The 23,049-nt window shown below is 70.8% G+C and carries 17 protein-coding genes; 9 read left to right on the top strand and 8 right to left on the bottom strand.

Annotated elements, in window-relative coordinates; genetic code table 11:
- Nucleotides 1–5 precede the first annotated feature (5 nt).
- Nucleotides 6–2,534: an ABC transporter permease gene (locus M8859_RS23230; RefSeq protein ID WP_159920532.1), complete on the top strand. Its 2,529-nt coding sequence runs from the start codon at nt 6–8 to the stop codon at nt 2,532–2,534.
- Nucleotides 2,535–2,712: 178 nt separating this feature from the next.
- Nucleotides 2,713–3,189 (top strand): iron chaperone, encoded by a 477-nt coding sequence (locus tag M8859_RS23235; RefSeq protein WP_195069521.1) that lies wholly within the window; start codon nt 2,713–2,715, stop codon nt 3,187–3,189.
- Nucleotides 3,190–3,231: 42 nt separating this feature from the next.
- On the opposite strand, the gene M8859_RS23240 is transcribed toward M8859_RS23235, so the two are convergent.
- The 4 genes from M8859_RS23240 to M8859_RS23255 all read right to left on the bottom strand — a co-directional run bounded on the left by M8859_RS23240 (nt 3,232) and on the right by M8859_RS23255 (nt 10,880).
- The gene (locus tag M8859_RS23240) at nt 3,232–4,389 is read right to left on the bottom strand and encodes a VWA domain-containing protein (RefSeq protein WP_159920536.1); all 1,158 of its coding nucleotides are present in this window, start codon (nt 4,387–4,389) and stop codon (nt 3,232–3,234) included.
- A 199-nt stretch (nt 4,390–4,588) separates the two neighbouring features.
- Nucleotides 4,589–6,916 carry a DUF5682 family protein gene (locus M8859_RS23245; protein WP_159920538.1) on the bottom strand — a complete coding sequence of 776 codons (2,328 nt, stop codon included), beginning with the start codon at nt 6,914–6,916 and terminating at the stop codon, nt 4,589–4,591.
- Nucleotides 6,913–8,013 carry an ATP-binding protein gene (locus M8859_RS23250; RefSeq protein WP_159920540.1) on the bottom strand — a complete coding sequence of 367 codons (1,101 nt, stop codon included), beginning with the start codon at nt 8,011–8,013 and terminating at the stop codon, nt 6,913–6,915. The genes M8859_RS23245 and M8859_RS23250 overlap by 4 nt, the downstream gene beginning before the upstream one ends.
- Complete coding sequence (locus M8859_RS23255) at nt 8,010–10,880, bottom strand: SWIM zinc finger family protein (protein WP_249644812.1); 2,871 nt, start codon at nt 10,878–10,880, stop codon at nt 8,010–8,012. Before M8859_RS23255 ends, M8859_RS23250 begins: the two co-directional genes overlap by 4 nt.
- 436 nt (nt 10,881–11,316) lie before the next feature.
- Here M8859_RS23255 and M8859_RS23260 point away from each other — a divergent pair, with 436 nt between their 5' ends.
- The 4 genes from M8859_RS23260 (at nt 11,317) to M8859_RS23275 (ending at nt 15,222) form a co-directional block, all read left to right on the top strand.
- On the top strand, nt 11,317–13,761 hold the full coding sequence (locus M8859_RS23260) for an AAA family ATPase (protein WP_249644813.1): 2,445 nt from the start codon (nt 11,317–11,319) through the stop codon (nt 13,759–13,761).
- 7 nt (nt 13,762–13,768) lie between these two features.
- A complete protein-coding gene (locus M8859_RS23265; protein WP_249644814.1) occupies nt 13,769–14,257 on the top strand; it encodes a hypothetical protein in 489 nt (162 codons plus the stop codon).
- 281 nt (nt 14,258–14,538) lie between these two features.
- Nucleotides 14,539–14,928, top strand: coding sequence for a YchJ family protein (locus M8859_RS23270; protein ID WP_195069518.1), 390 nt, complete (start codon nt 14,539–14,541; stop codon nt 14,926–14,928).
- A gap of 18 nt (nt 14,929–14,946) precedes the next feature.
- On the top strand, nt 14,947–15,222 hold the full coding sequence (locus tag M8859_RS23275; RefSeq protein WP_159920550.1) for an Rdx family protein: 276 nt from the start codon (nt 14,947–14,949) through the stop codon (nt 15,220–15,222).
- Between the two features lie 22 nt (nt 15,223–15,244).
- On the opposite strand, the gene M8859_RS23280 is transcribed toward M8859_RS23275, so the two are convergent.
- Complete coding sequence (locus M8859_RS23280) at nt 15,245–15,472, bottom strand: FmdB family zinc ribbon protein (protein WP_195069517.1); 228 nt, start codon at nt 15,470–15,472, stop codon at nt 15,245–15,247.
- A gap of 418 nt (nt 15,473–15,890) precedes the next feature.
- On the opposite strand from M8859_RS23280, the gene M8859_RS23285 reads away from it, so the two are divergent.
- A complete protein-coding gene (locus tag M8859_RS23285) occupies nt 15,891–17,486 on the top strand; it encodes a carboxylesterase/lipase family protein (protein WP_249644815.1) in 1,596 nt (531 codons plus the stop codon).
- 149 nt (nt 17,487–17,635) lie between these two features.
- Here the strand turns inward: M8859_RS23285 and manB are convergent, their stop codons facing one another.
- From manB to rfbD, 3 genes are read right to left on the bottom strand one after another with little or no spacing between them, the layout of a single operon-like run.
- The gene (gene manB / locus M8859_RS23290; RefSeq protein WP_159920556.1) at nt 17,636–18,715 is read right to left on the bottom strand and encodes a mannose-1-phosphate guanylyltransferase; all 1,080 of its coding nucleotides are present in this window, start codon (nt 18,713–18,715) and stop codon (nt 17,636–17,638) included.
- 46 nt (nt 18,716–18,761) lie between these two features.
- Nucleotides 18,762–19,658, bottom strand: a complete 897-nt coding sequence (locus M8859_RS23295) for a glycosyltransferase family 2 protein (RefSeq protein WP_195069515.1) — start codon at nt 19,656–19,658, stop codon at nt 18,762–18,764.
- A gap of 11 nt (nt 19,659–19,669) precedes the next feature.
- Nucleotides 19,670–20,566, bottom strand: coding sequence for a dTDP-4-dehydrorhamnose reductase (rfbD, locus tag M8859_RS23300; RefSeq protein ID WP_195069514.1), 897 nt, complete (start codon nt 20,564–20,566; stop codon nt 19,670–19,672).
- A 148-nt stretch (nt 20,567–20,714) separates the two neighbouring features.
- On the opposite strand from rfbD, the gene M8859_RS23305 reads away from it, so the two are divergent.
- Together M8859_RS23305 and M8859_RS23310 are read left to right on the top strand one after the other, a co-directional pair.
- Complete coding sequence (locus M8859_RS23305; protein WP_195069513.1) at nt 20,715–22,208, top strand: LCP family protein; 1,494 nt, start codon at nt 20,715–20,717, stop codon at nt 22,206–22,208.
- 3 nt (nt 22,209–22,211) lie between these two features.
- Nucleotides 22,212–22,934: a TIGR03089 family protein gene (locus tag M8859_RS23310; protein ID WP_195140615.1), complete on the top strand. Its 723-nt coding sequence runs from the start codon at nt 22,212–22,214 to the stop codon at nt 22,932–22,934.
- The last annotated feature ends 115 nt before the right edge of the window (nt 22,935–23,049 follow it).

Consider the following 23,049-nt stretch of genomic DNA (forward strand, 5'->3'; position numbering starts at 1 on the left):
GCGTGATGGCCGGGAGCCCGATGCGCAAAGTCGCGCTGCGCAATCTCGCCGCGCACAAAGTGCGGCTCGCGCTGACCTTGTTGTCGGTGGTGCTCGGCACCGCGTTCATCGCGGGCTCGTTCGTGTTCACCGACACGCTGCAGCGCACCTTCGACGGCATCTTCGCCAACGAGGCCAAAGGCGTCGATGTCCGGGTGAGCCCGAAAGAGCGCCAGGCCCAAGGTATTCCGAACAATGTGGTGGAGGAGCTGGCGAAGTATCCGGGCGTCCGCACCGCCGCCCCCAGCGTGAACGGACCGGTGGTCCTGCTCGATCCGGCGGGCAAGAAATCCGTCCAGACTGGTGGTGCGCCCACCCTCGGCACGTCGTATCTGCCTCCGGAGAAGGCTGTCGCGGAACCGGAGAAGTTCGTGCAGGGCGCGCCGCCCGCCCGGCCGGGCGAGGTCGCGCTGAACACAAGCGGGGCCGAGCGGGCCGGGCTGAAGATCGGCGATCGGACCAAAATCCTCATTCCTTCCCAGCCCGATCCCATCGACGTGACCCTCACCGGGATCTACGAAGGATCGTCCGACGCGGGCGGTTTCATCGGAGTGCTGTTCGAGGACACACAGGCGCGCAAGCTATTCACCGACGGCCTGCACGTCGCGTACGTCGACCTCGCGGCCACCGGCATCCCCGGTGACGAACTGCGCGACAACCTGGCCACGCAGCTGCCGGGCTACAAGGTGCAGAACGGTGATCAGGTGCGCGCGGACCTGAAGAAGGAAGTCTCCAACGCGCTCAACTTCATCAACTACTTCCTGCTCGCCTTCGGCGCGATCGCGCTGATCGTCGGCACGTTCATCATCTACAACACCTTCTCGATGATCGTCGCGCAGCGTTTGCGGGAACTGGCGCTGCTGCGCGCGGTCGGCGCGAGCAGGCAACAGGTCGGCCGGTCGGTGGTGGCCGAGGCATTCGTCATCGGCGCGATCGGCAGTGTGATCGGACTCGCGGGCGGCGTCGGACTGGCGTTCGGGCTGTCGGCGGCGCTGAACGCGTTCGACCTCGGGTTGCCGACCGGATCGATGGCGGTGCGGCCGCGCACCATCGTGGTCGGACTGCTGGTCGGTCTCGCGGTGACCGTGGTGAGCGCCTACGCGCCCGCGCGGCGCGCCTCGCGGATTCCGCCTGTGCAGGCCATGCGCGAGGAGTTCGCGTCCGCCGGGGAGTCGCTGCGCGTGCGCACGATTTCCGGTGTGGTGCTCGCCGTGCTCGGCGTGGGACTCGTGGTGCTGGGTGCGCAGCGCACCGGCGGGACGGCGGCCGCCACGGTCGGGGTCGGCGCGCTCGGCTTGATCTTCGCGGTGCTGCTCGCCGCGCCCGCGTTGTCGCGGCCGGTGGTCGGTGGACTCGGGGCGCTGGTGCGCCCGTTCGGGCCGATCGGCCGGATGGCCCGCAACAACGCGGCGCGCAATCCCCGCCGCACCGCCGCCACCGCCTTCGCCCTGACGCTCGGGTTGATGCTGGTCTCGGCGATCGGCATGCTCGGCGCCTCGGCGAAAGCCAGCGTCGGCGTGCTCGTGGACAAGGGCGTGCGAGCCGATTACGTGCTGGCGGGTCCACAGCTGCTCGGCGTGCCGTTCGGCGCCGCCGACGCCGCGCGTACCGAGGCGCCCGGCGTGGAGCAAGCGGTGGGTATGCGGGGCGCCCCCTTCAAGATCGGCGACGAGCAGGTGTTCGCCACATCGGCCGACGGTCCGCTGGGCGGCGTGCTGAACTATGAGATCGTGCGCGGCACCGACACGCTCGGCGCCCGCGACGTGCTCGTGTCGGAGGACGAGGCCGGTGAGCGCGGGTGGAAGGTCGGCGACCAGGTGACTCCGACCAGCGTCGACGGCAAGAAGGTCCCGCTCACGGTGACCGGTCTGTACAAGAAGAATCCGCTGCTGGGTCCGATGGTGGTGTCGCAGACGGTCTACGACGAGGTCGTCCCGCTCAACTTCCGGACCAACTTCCTGGTACTGATCAAGGCGCGACCTGGCGCTGACCTCACGCAGATGCGCGGCGACCTGGAGAAGGCGACGGAGCAATTCGTCGTGGTGCAGGTGCAGGACCGCGAGGAGTTCAAGGGCGCGCAGGGCAAGCAGATCAACACTTTGCTGGCCATCCTCTACGGCCTGCTCGCCTTGGCGGTGGTGATCGCGATCCTGGGCATCGTGAACACGCTCGCGCTGTCGGTGGTGGAGCGACGCAGGGAGATCGGCATGCTGCGCGCGGTGGGGATGCAGCGCGCCCAGGTGCGCCGGACGATCTATCTGGAGTCGATGCTGATCGCGGTGTTCGGCGCGATCGTCGGCATGGTGCTCGGGCTGGGGTTGGGCATCGGGTTCCTGCGGACGCTGCGCGACCTCGGGCTCGACCAGATCGCCATCCCGTGGAACCAGCTGGTGCTCGTCCTGGTCAGTTCGGCGGTCGTCGGAGTGCTGGCCGCCCTGTGGCCCGCCGTGCGGGCGGCACGCACGCCGCCGCTCGCGGCGATCGCCGACCTCTGAAACAGGTGCGCCGCGATGCAGCCGACCCGATCCCTGTGACAGCTCGGCCGAGTGGGGCTCGCCGTACGCGTTTGCTGTGGTATCACCTTCGCGACGATTGATCAGTTTTGAAGAAGCCTTCGCCGCGGCAGCTTCATAGCATGAGAGACGTCGTCATCGAGACCGGCAGGAAGAACTCATGAAGAACGCGCAGAAGTCCGCCGACGAAGCCATCGCGAAGAACAAGTCCTCTGTCGGATTCACCGACGAGGAACGAGCCGCGATGAAAGAGCACGCCCAGGAGTTGAAGACGGCCGCACGCCGCGGCTCGCGCGCGAACAAGGCGGACGGGGAGAAAGACGTGCTCGCGAAGATCGCCGAGATGTCGGAATCGGATCGCGCCATGGCCGAACGGCTCCATGCCGTCGTCAAAGCCAGCGCACCGGACCTTACGCCGAAACTCTGGTACGGCATGCCCGCCTACGCCAAGGACGGCAAGGTCGTCTGCTTCTTCCAAAGTGCCGCGAAGTTCAAGGCGCGGTACGCGACGTTCGGCTTCAACGACATCGCGAACCTCGACGAAGGCACCATGTGGCCGACCGCTTTCGCGATGACCGAGTTGACCGCCGCCGACGAGGCGAAGATCGGTGAGTTGGTGAAGAAGGCCGTGAGGTGAGGCAGGGGCAGTGACCTGGGAACGCGGCATGGGGCAACGCCACTAGTGGTGTGCGGCGTTGGCGTTTGCCCAGGATTGGACGTCGCCGCGATCGAGTGCCACGGCCAACAGGGTGGGGAACTTGTCGGGGGTGCAGGCGAAAGCCGGTATGCCCAGTGCGGCGAGGGCCGCGGCGTTTTCGTGGTCGAAGGCGGGGGCGCCGTCGTCGGACAGGGCGAGCAGCACGACGACCTGCACACCGGACTCCTGCATCGAGCGGACGCGGCGCAGCATCTCGTCGCGGATGCCGCCCTCGTAGAGGTCGGAGATCAGGACGAACAGCGTGTCGGCCGGGCGGGTGACCAGGGACTGACAGTAGGCGAGGGCGCGGTTGATGTCGGTGCCGCCGCCGAGCTGCGTGCCGAACAGCACGTCCACCGGGTCGTCGAGTTTGTCGGTCAGGTCGACGATCTCGGTGTCGAACACCACCAGCGAGGTGCGCAGCGACCGCATCGAGGCCAGCACCGCGCCGAACACCGACGCGTACACCACGCTGGCGGCCATCGAACCCGACTGGTCGATGGCCAGCACCACGTCGCGCCGCACCGCCTGGGCCTTGCGGCCGTAGCCGACCAGGCGTTCCGGTACCACCGTGCGATGCTCGGGCAGGTAGTTGGCGAGATTCTTGCGAATAGTGCGGTCCCAGTCGATATCGCGCGATCTCGGCCGCGTGACGCGCGCGGCGCGGTTCAGCGCACCGGAGACCGCGGCGACGGTTTGCGCCGCGATGCGCTGCTCGATCTCCCGCACCACCTTCTCCACCACCATCCGCGCGGTCGCCTTGGTCGTCTCGGGCATCACCCGGTTCAGGCTCAGCAAGGTGCCGACCAGGTGGACGTCCGGCTCCACCGCTTCGAGCAGTTCCGGCTCCAGCAGCAACTGGGTGAGATCGAGGCGCTCCACGGCATCGCGCTGCATGACCTCGACGACGGTGGCGGGGAAGTAGCCGCGAATATCGCCGAGCCAGCGGGCCACGCGCGGCGCCGAACCTTGCAAACCGCCGGTGCGCTTGCCCGGCGACGTCTCGTCACCGGTGTTGTACAGCGCCGACAGCGCCCGGTCCATGGCCGCGTCCGAGCCGGAGCCCAGCGCGCCGAGCCCGTCCTCCGCGGCCGCGCCGAGCACCAGTCGCCAACGCCGGGACTGTGCTTCGTCGGTCATGCCGTGTCCTCCCCGGAACGAGCGAGAGTCTCGCCCGTGGCCTGATCGCTCGTGCTGTGTTTGATTTCGGTATGAGCGGGGCCCTGCGTGGTCACGCTGCGCTGCCGCCTCCGGGCCTGACCGCTCGTGCTGTGTTTGATTTCGGTATGAGCGGGGCCCTGCGTGGTCACGCTGCGCTGCCGCCTCCGGGCCTGACCGCTCATACCGTGACCCCCAGGATCTCGGCCGCGGTGCGCACGGCGGTCGTCGCTCGGTCCGCGTCGATGCCCGCGATCGCTGATGTGGCGGAGACGGACCCGCCGTCGCGGACCGCCTGCCCGATCGCGCGGCGCTCACCCGATTCGAACGCGCCGAAGGTCCGGCGCAGCAGCGGCAGCGTCTCGACGAACGTGTCGTCGCCGAGCCCGCGCAACCAATCGTCGATGAGCCGCAACAACTCTCGATCGTGGACCAGCAGCAGGCCGCGGCCGCCGAGGAACCCGTCGATCCACGCCGCCTTGGCCGCGGCGGTGGCGCCCACCGACAGGGCCGCGGACAGTCTGCGCGCGGATTCGGTGTCGTCGATGCGGCCCGCGTCGGCGAGCAGGCGGACGGCTCGCCCCACCAGCGCGCCGTGCACGTCGTCGCGGTCGGCGACGCGGCGCAGGGCGGCCAGCCACTCGCCGGTCGCCCAGCCGTCGTCCCTGGTGTGGATGGCGGTGTGCGCCGCGTCCAGCAGACCGCGCAGCTCGGTGGCGGCGTCGGTGTCCAAGCCGGTGACCGCCGCGGGCAGGCCCGCGCAGATGCGCACCAGCAAGCCGTCGGCGACGTGGGCCAGCGCTTTGGTGTCGGTGCCGCGCACGTCGCCGTAGCGCAGCGTCCGGATCAGGCCGGGCAGCGCGGCGAGCAGGTGGGTGACGTCGTGGTCGAGGGCGGCGGTGGATTCCAGCCGGGCGATCAATCCATCGGTGGCGCCACCGAGATCGGCGAGCAGGGCGACCTCCAGCGCGGCGGTCAATTCGCCGACGGTGCGGTCGGTGCGGTTGGCGGTGTCGAGGATCTTCGCCTCCGCCGCGGTGCGGATGGTGGTGCCCCAGCGCGAGGCCTCGATGATCGAGATGGCGTACTCGGGATGCCACCGCAGCGTCCACGTTTCCCGGAAGGTGCCGGTGCTGCGGACGTCGCTGGTGGTGAGCGTGCCCCAGTCGACCCCGAGCACCCGCAGCCGGTGCAGCAGGCGCGAGCGCTCGACCTCGCGCTCCTTGCGCAGATCCAGGTCGACGGTGCGGGCCGAGGGCTCCTGCTTCATCCGCAGCGATCGGATGGTGGCGCGCAGGTCGGCGTCCAGCGGCACGGTCGGCGTCTGCTCCGGAACGGCGCCGAGCGCCTCACCGACGACGAGTTCGCCGATCACCAATTGCAGCATCGTCTCGTCTCCGCCGCACAGGACCGACCGCGTGGCCTCGGTGACCTCCGACAAACCGGCGAGCGGTCGGCCGCGCAGCGCGGCGAGTGCGTCGGCGAGCCGAACGGCTTCGATGACGTGCGCGCTGGAAACGGGTAGGTCGTGGGCGCGCAGCACACCGGCCACCTTGGTCAGCCAGCGCGCGATCGGTCGCTCGGTCGCGGTGAACAGATGGTGATACCAACCGGGTGAGGTGACGCCCGCGCCGTAGCCGGAGGACGTGGACAGCCGCGAATGCGTCCACGGAACCCAGGTGAGCCGGGCCTTGGTCTTCGGCAGCCCCTTGAGCAACCGGGCGTCCGGAGCGGCAGGCCCGAGCGCGCCGGTGAGCGCGGGTGCATGCCAAGCACCACACACCACCGCGAGCCGTGTCGCTCCGTCCTTCAGCGCTTTGCGCATGGTCTGACGCATATAGGCTTCGCGCCGCAGGGTGTGGGCATCGATCACGAGTGGCTCGGGTGGTAATTCGCGCACGGGAGTTTCATCGACCGCCTCCGCGACCGAATCGACCTCCGGCGCCGGGTCGTCCGCAGATGGGTCGATGGCCGGCGTCGTGTGGCCTCGCCGCGCGGTGTGCTCGGCTGATTCCCGCAGCGCGCCCATCGCCTCGGTGATCGGGTCGAACGCGTCGGCGTCGGGCACGGATTCGACGACGGCGTCCCACCAGCGTTCGGCGTCGTCGTATCCGCCCGCCTCGGCCAGCGCGGCGAGAGGATCGAATCGGTCGCCGGGTTCGTCCTCCGTCGCCAGCGCGATCGTGGCGGGCAGATCGCAGAACCGCACGGGCACGTCGTTGTCCACGGCGTAGCGCAGCGCCTGCCATTCGGGGGAGAACACCGCGTAGGGCCAGAACGCGGCCTTGGCGGGCGCGTCGGGAACGTACGCCAGCAGCGCGACCGGCGGAGTCATCCCCTCGGCCGCGACGAGACCCACCAGCGGGTCGGCGTCCGCGGGCCCCTCGATGAGGATCATGTCGGGCCGGAACGCCGCCAGGGCCAGCCACAGCGAGCGCGCCGAACCGGGACCATGGTGGCGGATGCCGAAAACCTTGGTCGTGGGCGTCGTTCCGGCGCCGGAGGTCACCCGGTGACCTCGCGGCAGGCGCGGTAGAAATCCGCCCAGTCGGGCCGCTCGCGGACCACGGCCTCCAGGTACTCCGTCCACACCACCGCATCGGCCACCGGATCCTTGATCACCGAGCCGAGCACCGCGCCGGCGATGTCGGATGCGCGCAGCACGCCGTCTCCGAAGTGTGCCGAGAGCGCGATTCCGTTGGTGATCACCGAGATCGCCTCGGCGGTGGACAGCGTTCCGGACGGCGACTTGAGCTTGGTGCGGCCGTCGGCGGTGCTACCGGAGCGCAGCTCGCGGAAGACCCGCACCACCCGCCGCACCTCCTCGGCCGCCGCGGGCACGGTGGGCAGTTCCAGTGCGGAGCCGAGCTGCTCGACCCGCCTGGTGACGATGGCGACCTCCTCGTCCTCGCTGGCGGGCAGCGGCAGCACGACCGTGTTGAACCGGCGGCGCAAGGCGGAGGACAGCTCGTTCACACCGCGGTCGCGGTCGTTGGCGGTGGCGATGACGTTGAAGCCCTTGGCCGCTTGCACCTCGGTGCCCAGTTCGGGTACCGGCAACGTCTTCTCGGACAGGATGGTGATCAGCGCGTCCTGCACGTCGGAGGGGATGCGGGTGAGCTCTTCGATCCGGGCGATGGAGCCGGCTCGCATGGCGGTGAGCACCGGTGACGGCACCAGCGCCGCGTCGCTCGGTCCTTCCGCGAGCAACCGCGCGTAGTTCCAGCCATAGCGGATCGCCTCCTCGGCCGTGCCCGAGGTGCCCTGTACCAGAAGGGTCGACGCACCGCTGATGGCGGCGGAAAGATGTTCCGACACCCAGGTTTTTGCGGTGCCGGGCACACCGAGCAGCAGCAGCGCCCGGTCGGTGGCAAGCGTCGCGACCGCCACTTCCACGAGCCTGCGCGGGCCGACGTACTTCGGGGTGATCACGGTGCCGTCCGGGAGGGCGCCGCCGAGCAGGTAGGTGACCACCGCCCAGGGCGACAACCGCCAGGACGGCGGGCGGGGCCGGTCGTCGGCGGCGGCGAGGGCGCGCAACTCGTCGGCGTATGCCTGTTCGGCGTGCGGGCGCAGCAGAGCCGGTGTCGGGTCGGTGGTGGTCACTGCAACTCCTCGAGCATCATCGAGCGGTGGTTGAGGTCGTGGGCGAGCTGGTCGAAGGCACGCTCCCAGGCGGGGTCGTCGCATCGGCGGGCCATCGCGGACAGCGTGCCCGCGGCGGTGTCGGGGAGGTGGACGGCCGCCGCGGCCAGCAGTGACCGGTGCGCGTTCGGCGACGCGCCGTGCGCCTCCGGGCGCCGCGCCGCGGCCCGCGCCCGCTCGAACAGCAGCCCGACCACGTGCTGGGCCAGCGCTTCCGGCCACGGATGCCCCATCGCGGGCAGCAGGGCCTCGATCTCCGAGAGCCACGAGCCGTCCAGCCGCACCAGGTGCGCGGTCCGATCCGGTAGCGGTAGCAGCGCGAACAGCTCGCGCCTGCGCAACATCGCCAAGTCGGTGGGCACACCCGCTTCGAAAAGCGCTCGCGCCCAAGCCGAATCACGTTGAGCCAGAGCGGCGTCCACCCAACCGTCGAAGACCGGCTGCCGGAACCGGTCCTCGATCGTGGCGCGCACCGCCTGCTGCGGTGTGCCGAGCACACCGGCCCAATGGATCAGCGGCGTCGCGGCGACCACTTGCCGGAGCCGGGCGGCGTGCACGTCGGGCGCGCCGTTCCAGCGGTAGGCGAATTCGACGGTGCGGTCGGTGATCCCGTCGCGCTGTGCGGCAGCGTCGAGCGTATCCGGAAGTGTGAGAACCACGTTCGTGTGCAGCATCCGATGCTCGGCGCGGATCCACGCGCGGGCCCGGTCGCGCATCCGCCGCGTGAACGCCGATTCCGGCAGCAGCGCGAGCAGTCCTGCGGCGGTGCGGCGCACGTCCGCGCGCCGGTCGTCCAGCGCCGTCTCCAGCAGGGGCTCGTCTTCGGGGCCGAGGCCCTCGGCGAGCAGGGCCAGCAGTTCTGCCTTCAGCGGCCCGGATTCCTTCGGCCATGCCGCGGTGAGCGCCGCCCTGGCCGCGTCGGCGTCGCTGCGCCGGAGTTCGGCGAGCCAGTCGCGCCGCTCGGTCGGTCGGCCGAACAACCAGGTGTCCGTGGAGCGTTCGGATGGGCCGGACGGCTGCCGTACCAGGTCGTGCCAATCCGGATGCCGGGCCGCCAGCCAGCTGCCCCGGGCGCCCGCCAGGCGCAACAGCGGCTCACGCAAGGCGGCATTGATCTTCGCGTGTTCGAGCAGTTGCTCGCAGAGCGCATCCGGCGCCCGGTAGTCGTGCGGCTGCGCCGCGTCGATCCATTCGGGCAGGAAGGCCGAGCGCTCCCGCAGCATGCGCGCCAGGCGTGCCGCCGCGGGGCGCGGCAGCGACAGGCGGGGATCGTCCGCTGCGGGCTCGGGCGCCTCGGCGGTGGCGGGTACGACACCGCCGCGCGTGAAAAGGTCTTGTAGCGCGGCCGATTCGAGCAGCCGCGTCGCTGGGTCGCTCGGCAGCCGGCCGGCGGCACGCGCGATGGGGGGCGCCAGCACGGCGAGATCCGGCGCGCGGCGGGCGGTGCCCAGCAGTGCGACCGACGTGAGGTCCGCGCCGGCTACCGCCCCGGTGGACGGACGAGGCGCGTCCCGGGCGAAGGTTTCCGTGCGCACCAGATCGATCACCTCGCCCGCGGTGAACACCGAGATCGGCGTCAGCCCGTCGGCGCTCCACTCGCCGACCACCGTCACCGGATGACCACCGGAGACGGCCAGCAGCGTCCACGGTTGCTCACCCGGCCGGATCGGCAGCGCCGTGCCGTCGGATTCGGTGACATACCAGCCTTGTTCGGTGCGGGAGGGCGCCACGTCGACCAGCAGCATCGGCCACGAACGCAACCACGGATCGGCGCCGAGCGCGCAGGCGTGCGCAGCCAGCGCCGCGGTGATAGTGGCGGGCCTGCCTGCGTCCTCGGGTAGCGTGGTGAAGGGTTCGGAGGCGCTGTGCTGTTCGCCCCAGAGCGCGCGCAGCGGCGCCGCGCCCGGATAGAAATGCAACTGTGCGTCGGCCAGTCGCCCGAGCGCGGGAACGTCGGCGGGGAAGCCGGGGGAACCGAAGGAATGGTCGACCACCAGCGCCCAGCGCCCGGTTTCCCGTCCGTACAGCCAGGTTCGCCGGGTGTAGAGGCGCTCCTCCTCGGTGATCTGCGAACCGAACACCATCCAGCGATCCCGGACCGGAGGTTCGGCGCGCACCGTCTCGGCCGGGGTGGGGTAGCCGACATGGGTCCGGATGCTGGCGCCCAGCGCGTGCGGCACCGCGTCGAGCTGCCGGTGCGCGGCGACCAGCAGGTGCATCCGCGCGTACTCGCGCAGCACCACGTCGGGCCAGTCGGTCCGCGTGGCCACGGCGGCCGGGAGCCGGCGCAGGGTAGCGGCGATGCCGGGGGCCTGCGCGTCGACCATGCGCGCGGCCACGGCCTCGAACGCGCGATACGAGCGATCGGCCTGCGCGAGCCCGGTGCGTACCTGGTCGCCGAGCCAGACGTCGAGTTCTTCCAGCCCCGCGGTCACCCGCAGCCGCCGCTGCTCGGCGGTGGCCGGGTTCGCGGTGCGGGCCCGGTCCGTGCTCGCGGCGGCGCGGGCCGCACGGCCGCCGATCCACGAGGCCGCGTAGTCCGCGGTCTCCGCGACGGCGGCGACCTCGCCCGCCGCCCAGCGCAGCAGCAGTGACAGTGCGTGTTTGCAGGGGAATTTGCGGCTCGGGCAGGAGCACCGGTACGCCGGACCGGACAGTTCGACGATCGTCTGGTACGGCGTGGCGCCGCTGCCCTGGCACCGCCCCCACAATGCCGTGCCGTGGTGCCCGCACTCATGCCAGCGGCCCATCAGCTTGCGCGCCGCGGACAGCGAATTCGCGTCCGGCGCCAACGCCGTGACCTGGTCTTCGGTCCACGGCGTCGTCATCGGGCGGCTCCAGCTCGGTGCTGCCTCATCGCCTTCCTTCGTTCCTCGGTTGAGGACGATTTCTACCCCAGCGCACCGACAGGTGCCGCCACCGGTGCCACCCCGCATACGGAACCGCTTGTCCCGGTGCCGTATTCGCCATCCGGCAAATGTTGCGCCGATCGGGGTGCTCTGGCATTCTGTCCTGTTCGGCTCGGCCGAGCCACCCGAAACGGGTGTTGACACCATCGAGCTGCCCGCCGGGGTTGGCACGAGGGGTGGACATCGAGACGCGGCGCAGGCTTTTCGATGACCATATCCATCCCCGCGGGCAGATTCGCATGGGAGCGGTGGGCGATTCCGGCGCCATCGGGTAGCGTTTCGCACAGCTTCGACAAGGCGCCGCGCACGGGGTCGGAGGACGTGTGGCGGCTCGATGGTGGAGGGGATTTTTCGCATGCGCCTGGATCCCGACGCTGTCCAGGCCGCCGGTTCCACGGACGCCGCGCCCCGGCTCTCGGAGGTGGTGACGAGGCGCCTCGCCGAGGACCCAGCGGTAACGCCCTCGGTCACGCGGACCGTGTTGCGCGCTCTCGGCGCCGCCGAATCGGACGACGCCGCAACGGCATTCGATCACTCCGGGATCTTCCTGAGCGTCATCCGGGTGCGCGGTTTCCGAGGCATCGGGCCGGAGACGACGCTCCAGCTGCCGCCCGGCCCCGGTCTCACGCTCGTGGTCGGGCGGAACGGTAGCGGTAAATCCAGTTTCGCCGAAGCCGCCGAAATGGCCCTGACCGGCGGGAACCGCCGGTGGGACGGTCGATCGGCGGCGTGGCGCGAAGGCTGGCGCAACCTGCACGACGGCACGGCCGCCCGTATCGAGTTGGAGTTGCTCACCGCGGGTGACGCCACCCGGCTCACCATCACCAAGGAGTGGGCGGCTGAGGCGGACCTGCCCGACGCGCACTGGACCCAGCGGTATCCGCCCGCGCCGCCGACGGAGTTCGACATGGACCGGTGGGCGGCCCAGCTCGAGCTCTACCGTCCCTTCCTGTCCTACAGCGAACTCGGCGCGCTGGTGGACGGCAAGCCCAGCGACCTGTTCGACGCGCTGCACCAGCTGCTGGGGCTCGACGAACTCACCCTGGCGCAGGAGCGGATCCGCATGCGCCGCCTGGAGCTGGAACGCGCTGTGCGGGATTCGCGTCAGGAGCGGCTGGAACTGCTGGACCTGCTCGCGTCGGTGGCCGACGACCGCGCGGTCCGGGTCGCCGGGTTGCTGCGGCCCGCTCAGCCGGATCTCGCCGCCGTGGGCCGTGAAGTGCTGGGCGTGGTGGACGACCCGGCCGGACCGGACGGCTTGCGCGCGATCGTGCGGCTCGCGCTGCCCGATGACACCGAAGTGGAAGCCGTGGCCGGCCGCCTCGAATCGTGGGGCGCGGCCCTCGCGGAGGGCGCTACCGCCGACGCCGAAGCCGATCTGCGCGTGCTCGAGCTACTGCGCAAGGCGCGCGAGCATCAGGCGGCGAGCGGGAGTTGCCCGTGTCCGGTGTGCGGCCGCGGCGCCTTGGACGAGGACTGGTTGCGCGAGACCGACGCCGCCATCGAGCGGCTGTCCGCCCGGGTGAACGCGCTCACCACCGCCCGCAGGGAGTTCGGCAACGCCGTGCGGGCCGCGCGGGCGCTTCCCGACCTCGTCCCCGCCGAACTGGATTTCGATCCGCGCAACCCCCCGTCGGTCGACACCACGGCGGTGCGCGAGGCATGGGCCGACTGGGCGGCGCTGACCACCACCGAATACACCCCGGACCTGCCCGACCGGCTGCGCAGCGCGCACGCGCGACTGGTCGACGAACTGGACCTGTTGCAGAAGGGCACCCGCAAGGAGCTCGACCGCTTGGACGAGGTGTGGACGCCCCTGGTGCCGCGCATCGTGGCCTGGCTGGACGGCGCGCGCGAGGTGGCCGCGCACGCGGCGGAACTGCGGACGGTGAAGAAGGCCGAGGACTGGTTGAAGTCGGCCACCGCAGGCCTGCGCGGCGAGCGGATGACGCCGCTGGAGACGACGGCTCGCTGGGTGTGGCGCACGCTGCGGCAGCAGAGCAACGTCGAGCTCGGCGCGATCCGTTTGCAGGGCAACGCCGGCACCGCGCGCCGCGTGCTGCTCGACGTGACCGTCGACGAGGTCGACGGGGCCGCACTGGGCGTGATGAGCCAAGGGGAGTTGCACGCGCTCGGTCTCTCGCTGTTCCTGCCGCGAGCCACGGTGGAGGACAGTCCCTTCCGGTTCGTCATGATCGATGACCCGGTACAGGCGATGGACCCGGCCAAAGTGGACGGCCTGGCCCAAGTGCTCGCCACGGTCGCCTGGACCCGTCAGGTGGTGGTCTTCACCCATGACGAGCGCCTCGCCGAAGCGGTGCGGCGGATGCAGCTCGACGCGACCGTGCTCGAGGTCCAGCGCCGCGACCGCTCGGTGGTCGAGGTGCGAGTGTCCAGCGACCCGATCCGCCGCTACCTCGACGACGCCCGCGCTCTGGTGCGCACCCCGCAGTTGCCCGCGGCGATCGCCGATGAACTGGTGGCCACCTGCTGCCGTTCCGCAGTGGAGGCGGCCAGTCTCGCCAGAGCGCGCCGTACCCTGCTCGCCGCGGGCATGAACCACCGCGAGGTGGAACGCCACATCGATGCCGCGCACTCCACCAGGGCGAAGGTGGCGCTGGCGGTGTTCGGCGTCGGCAGCAAGGTCGACGACCTGAACAAGAACCTCATCGCGTTGGAAGGACGGTGGGTGGTGGACGCACTGCGCGACGCGACGGCGGGCGCGCACGTGCCGATCGGGCGCGACATGCGCGAGCTGATCGGTGAGACCGAGAGATTCGTCGCGTGGCTGGCCCGGTGAAGCGCCGATGAGCGGGCGGCGCCGGCCGGTCGGCGCACGCCGTGGGCCTCAGGGCGGCGAGGGCGCGCCCCGGCACGGGCAACGCGGGCGCAAGAACGGCGCGCACCGCTCGCGACCGAATCGGCCGTCGATCGCCGAACGGCTGGAAACCGTCGACCTTCTGCTCGCCGGCTCGGTGACCGACGCGGGCGGGTTGTGGTCCAGGGCCACCGCCTGGATTCTGCGGATCGCCCTGGAACAGGCCGTGGACGAGTTGTGGCTGCGACTGGCGCCCGCGCTGGTCCGCTGTCCGATGCGGGCGCAGCTGATCGCGCTGCGCGCGTTCGCGGGACCGGAGGAGGCGGCTCGGGTGGCCGTGCTCTGGGCGGCGCTGTCGCGCGCCGCTCACCACCACGACTACGAACTCGCACCGAGCGTCACCGATCTGCGGCGCTGGCGGGAGCAGACCGTCGCCCTGGTCGCGGACTTGGTGGCGGTGGCCGCGCACCGGGAATGACGCCAAGCGATCGGCGGCACTTGCCCCTCGATCTACCTGATGACGGGAGGGCCCGGCATGAGCGACCAGGATCGAATTCTGCGGCGCGGCGTGACCACGGCGGGCTGCGCTCCGGGCCGGAGCCGGGACGGCGTGAGTTCTCGGGTTTGCCGGACGCACTGCGCCACGGCGATCATGAGGGACCCCCGAGCACGGACGGGAGATGGCATGACCCGCTCCCACCGAGGTGGTCGCACCGGCACGACCACGACGGGTCGCGCTCGTACCGGAGAGGAGACAGCATGAGCGGAGCACAACGGTGCCCGTGCGGGCGGGGTGACACATACGACGAGTGCTGTGGTCCGGTGCTGCGCGGTGAGCGCCCGGCGGCGACCGCCGAAGCGCTGATGCGGTCGCGCTACACCGCCTTCGCAGTGGGTGACGCCGACTATCTGCTGCGTTCCTGGCATTCGCGCACCCGCCCGCGCGAGGTGACCCTCGATCCGGCGCAGCGCTGGCTGTTCCTGGAGATCTCCCGCACCGAGCGCGGTGGACCGTTCGACGACACCGGCACGGTGGCGTTCGTCGCGCACTACCGGGACGCGGATGGTCGCGGCGCGCTGCACGAGATCAGCAGGTTCGCCCGGTCCGACGGCGTGTGGGTCTACCTGGACGGCGCGCACGACGCCTGACCGGTAGCGTCAGCGGGCATGGCACGCGTCGCGATCGAGTACTGCACCCAATGTCGCTGGCTGCTGCGGGCGGGCTGGATGGCGCAGGAATTGCTCAGCACGTTCGCCACCGATCTGGACGAAGTCGCGCTCATCCCGGGTTCGGGCGGGGTCTTCCGAATCACCGTCGACGGCGAACAGATCTGGGAGCGCAAGGCCGACGGCGGCTTCCCCGACATCGCGGTGCTGAAGCAGCGCGTGCGCGACCGGGTCGCACCGGAGCGCGACCTCGGTCACGTCGACCGGCGCGACTGAACCGCACCGGCCGGACCCGAAGTCATCCGCAGCAGCCGCCACCGCAGCAGCCGCCGCCCGCCGGGGGCGCGGCGGGGCTCGGCGCGGGAGCGTTCCCGCCGCCCCGGGAGACGGTGGCGAAGGTGGTCAGCAGTTTGACCGTGTCGTCGTGGCCGATCGGGCAGGTCGCCGGCGCCGACGACTCCGCCATCGGACGGGAAACCTCGAACGTGTCGCCGCAGCTGCGGCACCGGTAACTGTAACTCGGCATCCGCTCAGTTTAGGTCCTCCGCCGCCGAAGTGTCCGCATCGGACTTCGGCGAGATGTCGCGGCCCGTCAGGTTGGCGCGGCGATGAAGGGCAACGGGCACGCACGCCGGTGCTCGCCCAGGATCGGTCGTACTCCGAGTCGTGGGCCGCGTAGCTCGGCGGGGACCGGCTCCGGTCGCGGAGCGGTATCGGGATCGCGACCTGGCGAACGGCCCTTGTCCGGGCCGCGGCGGCACCCTTTCGGCAATCGGGGCAGCAAAGGGCTGGTCGCGGCCACCGTGACCGATTCGACACCGCACCCGTGGGCACGGGCCTGAACAGCGGATGAACAGCGTCCGACGCAGCAATGTCTCGGCATCGAAACGTTGCCGTACTGATCTTCGACGTACTCTCGAAAAAGAAGTATGAGGAGGTCTGCGATGCGCGCTCAGTTCTCCGAGGCGGTGCCCGGTCCCGACGGTTTCGCCGAGTCCATCGCGCGGACGGCGCACGGCGACGTGCGGGGCGTGCGCGAGGGTTCGATTTCCGTCTGGCGCAGCATTCCCTACGCGGCCGCCCCCGCAGGCCCGGCCCGATTCGCCCCGCCGGAGCCCCCGCAGCCTTGGGAGGGAGTGCGCGACTGCACCTCTTTCGGGCAGATCGCGCCGCAGACGATGGGCACCATGGTCCCCATCGACTCCGGCCTGACCATGGGCGAGGACTGTCTTTGGCTCAACGTGTGGTCACCTCGGCCCGAGCGCGCCGATGTCGCCCGCGCCTCGGGAACCGAACCCCGCCCGGTGCTGGTCTGGCTGCACGGCGGCGCGTACTGCCTCGGCACCGCCGCGCAGCAGATCTACGACGGGCGCAGGCTGGCCGCGGCCGGTGACGTCATGGTCGTCGGGGTCAATTATCGGCTCGGCGCACTGGGCTTTCTCGACCTCTCCTCGCTCGGCGACGACTTCGCGCCGAATCTCGGCCTGCACGATCAGATCGCCGCGCTGGAGTGGGTGCGCGACAACATCGCCGCGTTCGGCGGCGATCCCGGCAACGTCACGCTGTTCGGCGAGTCCTCCGGCGCGGGTTGCGTCACCGCGCTGCTCACCGCACCGCGCGCCGCGGGCCTGTTTCACAAGGCGATCGCGCAGAGCCCGCCCGCGACCACGGTGTTCGGACCGGAACGGGCGGCCACGGTGGCGCAGCGGTTCCTCGAGCTGATCGAACTGCCCGCGACCCGGGCGAAAGAACTGCTGGAATGTCCCATCGAGCGGATCGTAGCGGCGGCGGGCGTCCTGCTCGACGAGATCCCGCTGAAGGAGCCGGGCAGGCTGGCGGCCGCGCCGGTGGTCGACGGGGACCTGCTGCCGACCTACCCGATCGACCGGTTCCAGCGCGGGGGATCGCACCGGGTGCCGTTGATCATCGGCACCAACAAGGACGAGGCGTCGCTGTTCCGGCTGCTGCGCTCGCCGATCATGCCGGTGACGCCGGACGCGGTGAACGCGATGCTGCGCGACGTCGCGGCCGGCCACCCGGAGATGTCGGCGGAGCGGATCGCCGAGATCACCTCGGCCTACCCGGATCTGAACAAGGCTCGCGGTGCGTTGGCGATGTCCACCGACGCGGCGTTCCGGATGCCGGCGCACTGGGTGGCCGACGGTCACGCCCAGCACTCGCCGACCTGGATGTACCGCTTCGACTACGCCACCCCGATGCTGCGGGCGGCCCGGGTCGGCGCGGGGCACGCCACCGAACTGCCCTATGTCTTCGGCAATTTCGGCACGCTCAACCTCGACCCCACCTTCTGGCTCGGCGGTCGCAAAGCGGCCATGGAGGTCTCCGGCCGCATGATGCGCCGCTGGCTGGCCTTCGCCGCCCACGGCGTTCCCGCCGCACTCGACGGCTCCAAACACTGGCCGCCGTATCGCCTCGCGGCCCGCGCCACGCTGCTCATCGACAGCATCGATCGAGTGGTCGACGACCCGGACCGGGACCTGCACACCGCCTGGGGCCAGCAAGCCGTCGGCTTCTCCTAGGGGCGCAGTTCGACCCGCCGGTGCCGCCACCGACTTGAACACTGGTGACGGCGCGGTCGGTGGCGCCGGAACCAAGTTCCCCCACGCCGACCCTGCGGATTTGTCGATGACCTCCGGATCTTCGTGCGCGGGGGCGAGCGGAACGCGCCTCAGACGTCGGTCGAGAAGCGAATGCCGCCGTCGGGGATCTCCACGCCCGGCCACACCCGCGCCCCGCGCAGGAGTTCGCAGCGGGCGCCGATGTGCGCGCCGTCGCCGATGACGCCGTCGCGGACGAGTGCGCGCGGGCCGATGCGCGCGCCGAAGCCGATGATGGTGCGCTCGACCGTGGCGCCTGCCTCGATCACCGCGCCGTCGAAGACGACCGCGCCGTCCAGCCGCGCGCCCGCGCCGATCTCGGCGCCGCGCCCGACGACCGTACCGCCGATGAGCACCGCTCCCGGGGCGACGCCCGCGCCGGGGTGCACCAGCGATTCACCGCGCTGACCGGGCAGTGCGGGGGAGGGGGCGATACCGCGGACCAGGTCGGCGGAGCCGCGGACGAAGTCCTCGGGAGTGCCCATGTCGCGCCAGTAGGAAGCGTCGACGTGCCCCTGGAGGCGGGCGCCCTCGGTCAGCAGCGCGGGGAACACCTCGCGCTCCACCGAGACCGGACGACCGGCCGGAATCTTCTCGATGTACTCGCGGCGGAAGACGTAGCATCCGGCGTTGATCTGGTCGGTCGGCGGGTCCTGGGTCTTCTCCAGGAACGCCGTGACCCGGCCGTCCTCGTCGGTGGGCACACAACCGAACGCGCGCGGGTCGCTGACCCGGACCAGATGCAGCGTCACGTCGGCGCGGGTCGACTCGTGGGTGTCGAGCACCGCGCCGAGGTCGGTGCCGCCGAGCACGTCGCCGTTGAACACCATCACGTTGTCCGCGCGCAGCTTGGGCAGCACGTTGCGGATGGCGCCGCCGGTGCCCAGCGGCTCGGTCTCGGTGACGTACTCGATCTCCAGGCCGAGGTCGGAGCCGTCGCCGAAGTGCTCCTCGAACACTTCGGCCTTGAACGACGTGCCCAGCACCACATGGGTGATCCCGGCCTCCGCGATGCGGGCGAGCAGGTGGGTCAGGAACGGCAGTCCGGCCGTCGGCAGCATCGGCTTGGGCGCCGAAAGGGTCAGCGGACGCAACCGCGTGCCCTGTCCGCCGACCAGGATCACCGCGTCGGTGCCTGCATTTCCTGCCATCAAGCTCCCCTGTTCACAAGGTTCGTTTCTCGCCTTGCGCCGCCGGCTACCCGGCGTCGCGCGCCTGTCGGCGCAGGGCAGATCGAACCGCAATCCGCGAGCGGACCGCAAGTCCGGCCCGCAACGCCAGCCGCAGCGGAGCCTGCCACCAGTGCGGATGCCGGTCGGCCTGGAACCGGTAGGCGCTGGCGTGATGGGCGGGCAGCATCACTTCGGGGTGGCGGCCTGCCGCGTGTCCCTTGGCATGGGTCACCTCGGCGTCGGGGACGAACACGTTGTGCCAGCCCGCCTTGCCCATCCGGTCGCCGAAGTCGACGTCCTCCATGTACATGAAGTACCGCGAGTCGAAACCGTCGATCGAGTCGAACGCCGCGCGCCGCACCAGCAGGCACGACCCCGACAGCCAGCCGACGGCCCGCTCGGAGATCTCCTCGTTCTCCTGCCGGTACCGGCGGGTCCACGGGTTGGACTTCCACACCGTGCCCAGGACCGCGTGCCCGGCGCCGTCGAGGAGGCCGGGGACCCGGCGGGCCGACGGGTACACGCTGCCGTCCGGTTCGAGCACCAGGGGCCCGAGCGCACCGGCGCGCGGCCAGCGCTTGGCCGCGGCGAGCAGTTTGTCGATGGAATCGGTGCCCCAGCGGATGTCCGGGTTGGCGATCACGACGAACTCGATGCCCGGATCGAGCTCCGCGACCGCCCGGTTGATCGCGCCGCCGTAGCCGATGTTGCCGCCGGTGCGTAGCAGCCGCACGTGCGAATTGGCCTCGGCGACCAGCTCGGGCACACCGTCCACCGACCCGTTGTCGGCGAGGATCACCTGCGGTTTCTCCGCGGTGGCCCCGGCGAGGGTGGAGATGAAGTGCTCGAGGTGCTCACCCGGCGAGTAGGTCACCGTGACGACGGCCAGGCCCGCGGGCGCGGCGGAATCGGAATCACTCACGGCAGTCAACCCTAGTCGGACCGCCGAGCCAGCGCGTCCCCCAGTGCGGTCCGCCAATCCCGCAGCGGTCTCAGCCCGGCGTCGTTCCAGGCCCGCGGCGACAACACCGAATATCCCGGTCGCCGTGCGGGTCTGGGAAACGCCGACGAGTCACACGGCCGGACGCGCCCGGGATCCGCCCCGACACCCGCGAACACCGCGCGCGCGAGCTCGAACCGACTGGCCCGGCCCGCATTGGTGACGTGCAGCAGCCGCGGCGCGTCCGGCCGTCCCGCGAGTTCCAGCAACGCGGCGGCCAGATCGGCGGCGTAGGTGGGCGAGCCGACCTCGTCCTCGACCACGTCCACGGTGTCGCGTTCCCGCTCCAGCCGCAGCATCGTCGCGACGAAATCGCCACCGCGCCCGGTGTATACCCATGCGGTGCGCACCACGTGCGCGTCCGGGCAGCGGCTGAGCACCGCCTGCTCGCCCGCGAGCTTGGACTCGCCGTAGACGGACGTCGGCCCGGTCACATCGGTGGTGTCGTACGGCCGATCCTGGGTACCTGGAAAGACGTAATCGGTGGACAGATGGATCAGCCGGGCACCGATGTCAGCGCAGACTTCGGCGAGCACGGCCGGTCCCGTGGCGTTGCCCGCGTATGCCGCCTCGGTCTCGGCTTCGGCCTGGTCCACGGCGGTATAGGCGGCGCAGTTGAGCACCACGTCGCCGGGCGCGAGTACCGCGCGCACGGCGAGGGGGTCGGTGATGTCGAGTTCGGCGCGCCCGTAGCCGCTGGCGGCCGGAGCGAGACGCCGCAGTTCCCGGCCCACCTGTCCGTGCGCCCCGGTGACGACGAGGCGGGCGGGCGCGGTGGGATCGGGCGCGGTGGGGTCGGTCACGGGCGCAAGTCTGGCACGCCGCCACATCCACGGTTGCGGCCGTTCGCAATAACCGTTCGTTAGCCTTGAGTCATCGGGGGATCCCGAAACCGGGCGGGGCGAGCAGGAACCGTGGTGGCGGATCAGTTGCGCACGTGTCGCCAGGAGAGGCGAGTTTCGGCGAGAGGATGCACACTTGTCGCGTTGGAGGGGCACATCGGCGTCGCCGCGTCCGGCCGGGTCCGGCGACCGGTCGTTCGGGCCGCTGCGTTCGCTGGCCGCGGCCGCCGCCGTGATCGTGCTGGCGCTTACCGGTTTCGCCTGGCACAGCGTCGACTCGCTGGTCGCCGACATCGAGCGCATCGGCGATCTCGGTCTCGGCGGCAGCCGGGACGGCGCGGTGGACATCCTGCTGGTCGGTGTGGACAGCCGCACCGACGCGCACGGCAATCCCCTGTCGAACGCCGAGCGAGCCATGTTGCACGCCGGCGACGAGATCGGCACCAACACCGACACCATCGTGCTGCTGCGCGTGCCCAACGACGGACGCTCCGCGACCGCGATCTCGATCCCGCGCGACTCCTACGTCAGCATTCCCGGCCTGGGCATGGGCAAGATCAACTCGGCCTACGGCGCGACGAAGGCCAACCAGTTCCAGAAACTCGTCGACCAAGGCGTCGCGCACGCCGACGCGGAGCGGCAGTCCACCCAAGCGGGCAGGCAGGCGCTGATCAAGACGGTCGCCAACCTCACCGGCCTCACCGTCGACCACTACGCCGAGGTGAGCCTGCTCGGCTTCGCGCTGCTCACCGATGCCGTCGGCGGGGTCGAGGTGTGCCTGAAGAATCCGGTCGACGAGTGGATGTCCGGCGCCCGGTTTCCCGCGGGCCGCCAACGCCTGGACGGGCCGCGCGCGCTGAGTTTCGTCCGTCAGCGCCATGATCTGCCCCGCGGCGACCTCGACCGCATCGTGCGCCAGCAGGTGTTCATGGCGCAACTGGTGCAGCAGCTGCTCAGCGCGAAGACGCTGGCCAATCCGGCCAAGTTGCAACAGCTCAGCGAGGCGGTCGGGCGGACGGTCGTGCTCGACGAGGACTGGGACGCGCTGGCGTTCCTGCAACGGCTGAAGGACCTGTCCGGTGGCCAGGTGAAGTTCGAGACCATTCCGGTCGCCGACCTCAACGGTGAGACCAGCAGCGGGGAATCCGTGGTCGAGGTCGAGCCGAAGGCCGTCAAGTCCTATATCGCCTCGCTGGTGGGCGACGCGACGGTCACGCGGAACGCCGAGCCGGGCTTCGATCCGGCGACGGTCACCGTCAGCGTCTACAACGCAGGCGGCATCGGCGGACTCGCGGCCGAGGTGGCGCAGACGCTGAGCGCCAAGGGATTCCGGCAGGGCGTGGTGACCAACTACACCGGCAACCGCGTCACCAGCAGTCGCGTGCTCGCCGCGGACACCTCGAGCCCGAAGGCGCAGGCGGTGGCCAAGGCGCTGGGCGGGCTGTCGGTACTCGCGGATCCGGCGCTGTCCCCGGATTCGGTGAGCGTCGTGCTGGCGAGCGACTATTCTGGTCCGGGCTCGTCGGCGAGCCGGGTGTTCGACCTGTCCGGAACGTCGACTTCCGCCACACCAGTCCCACCCGCTCCACCGATCGACGCAGGCCAGAACGGACCGAAATGCGTGAACTGAACCATGCGTGACATCGACCAGGTACACACTCTCACCGAAGCGGTACTCGATCCCATCCTCGCCCGCGAACCCGCGGGTCCGCGCGTCACCTATTACGACGACGCCACCGGGGCGCGGATCGAACTGTCCGGCGCGACGCTGGCGAACTGGGCGGCCAAGACCGCCAATCTGATTCGCGACGAGTTCGGTCTGAGTCCCGGCGCCCGTGTCGCCGTCCTGCTCCCGGCGCACTGGCAGACCGCCGCTGTGCTGCTGGGCTGCTGGTGGGCGGGCACCGAGGTGGTGCTGCACCCGGACGAGGACGCCGATCTGGCGCTGGTGACCCCGGATCGCCTGGACGACGCCGACGGCGGGGGTGAGATCGCCGCGCTGTCGCTGGACGCCATGGGCGCCCCGGTGCGCGACCTGCCGGTGGGCGTCACCGATTTCGCCACCTCGGTGCGCGTGCACGGCGACCAGTTCCTGCCCCGCGGCGCCGGTGTCGCGCTGGATGGCATGCCGGTCGCCGAAGTGCTCGCCGAGGCGCGGAAATCGGCTATGCGCCAGGGCTTCGCCGAGGGTGACCGGGTGCTGTCCAGCACGCCGTGGGACACGCCTGCCGAACTGATCGACGGATATCTCGCGGTGCTCGCCGCGGGCGCCTCGCTGGTGCAGGTGGTCAACCCCGATCCGGCGCTGCGCGACCGGCGCATCGCGTCGGAACGGGTGACCGCGCAGCGCGGATGAGGGATGTCCGAAAGCCGCGGCCACCATTCGGAGGCGGCTCCTACCACGGTATAAGCGCCGCATCCGACCTGAGGACGTTCCAGAAGCCCGCGGCGTTCCGTACGGTGGTGTCATC

Source organism: Nocardia sputi (assembly GCF_023501985.1).

Bases quoted from the DNA above. Each gene is read 5' to 3' on its own strand.
- M8859_RS23230 (WP_159920532.1), top strand. From the start codon at position 6: ATGGCCGGGAGCCCGATGCGCAAAGTCGCGCTGCGCAATCTCGCCGCG.
- M8859_RS23235 (WP_195069521.1), top strand. From the start codon at position 2,713: ATGAAGAACGCGCAGAAGTCCGCCGACGAAGCCATCGCGAAGAACAAG.
- M8859_RS23240 (WP_159920536.1), bottom strand. From the start codon at position 4,389: ATGACCGACGAAGCACAGTCCCGGCGTTGGCGACTGGTGCTCGGCGCG.
- M8859_RS23255 (WP_249644812.1), bottom strand. From the start codon at position 10,880: ATGACGACGCCGTGGACCGAAGACCAGGTCACGGCGTTGGCGCCGGAC.
- M8859_RS23260 (WP_249644813.1), top strand. From the start codon at position 11,317: ATGCGCCTGGATCCCGACGCTGTCCAGGCCGCCGGTTCCACGGACGCC.
- M8859_RS23265 (WP_249644814.1), top strand. From the start codon at position 13,769: ATGAGCGGGCGGCGCCGGCCGGTCGGCGCACGCCGTGGGCCTCAGGGC.
- M8859_RS23270 (WP_195069518.1), top strand. From the start codon at position 14,539: ATGAGCGGAGCACAACGGTGCCCGTGCGGGCGGGGTGACACATACGAC.
- M8859_RS23275 (WP_159920550.1), top strand. From the start codon at position 14,947: ATGGCACGCGTCGCGATCGAGTACTGCACCCAATGTCGCTGGCTGCTG.
- M8859_RS23280 (WP_195069517.1), bottom strand. From the start codon at position 15,472: ATGCCGAGTTACAGTTACCGGTGCCGCAGCTGCGGCGACACGTTCGAG.
- M8859_RS23285 (WP_249644815.1), top strand. From the start codon at position 15,891: ATGCGCGCTCAGTTCTCCGAGGCGGTGCCCGGTCCCGACGGTTTCGCC.
- manB (WP_159920556.1), bottom strand. From the start codon at position 18,715: ATGGCAGGAAATGCAGGCACCGACGCGGTGATCCTGGTCGGCGGACAG.
- rfbD (WP_195069514.1), bottom strand. From the start codon at position 20,566: ATGTGGCGGCGTGCCAGACTTGCGCCCGTGACCGACCCCACCGCGCCC.
- M8859_RS23310 (WP_195140615.1), top strand. From the start codon at position 22,212: ATGCGTGACATCGACCAGGTACACACTCTCACCGAAGCGGTACTCGAT.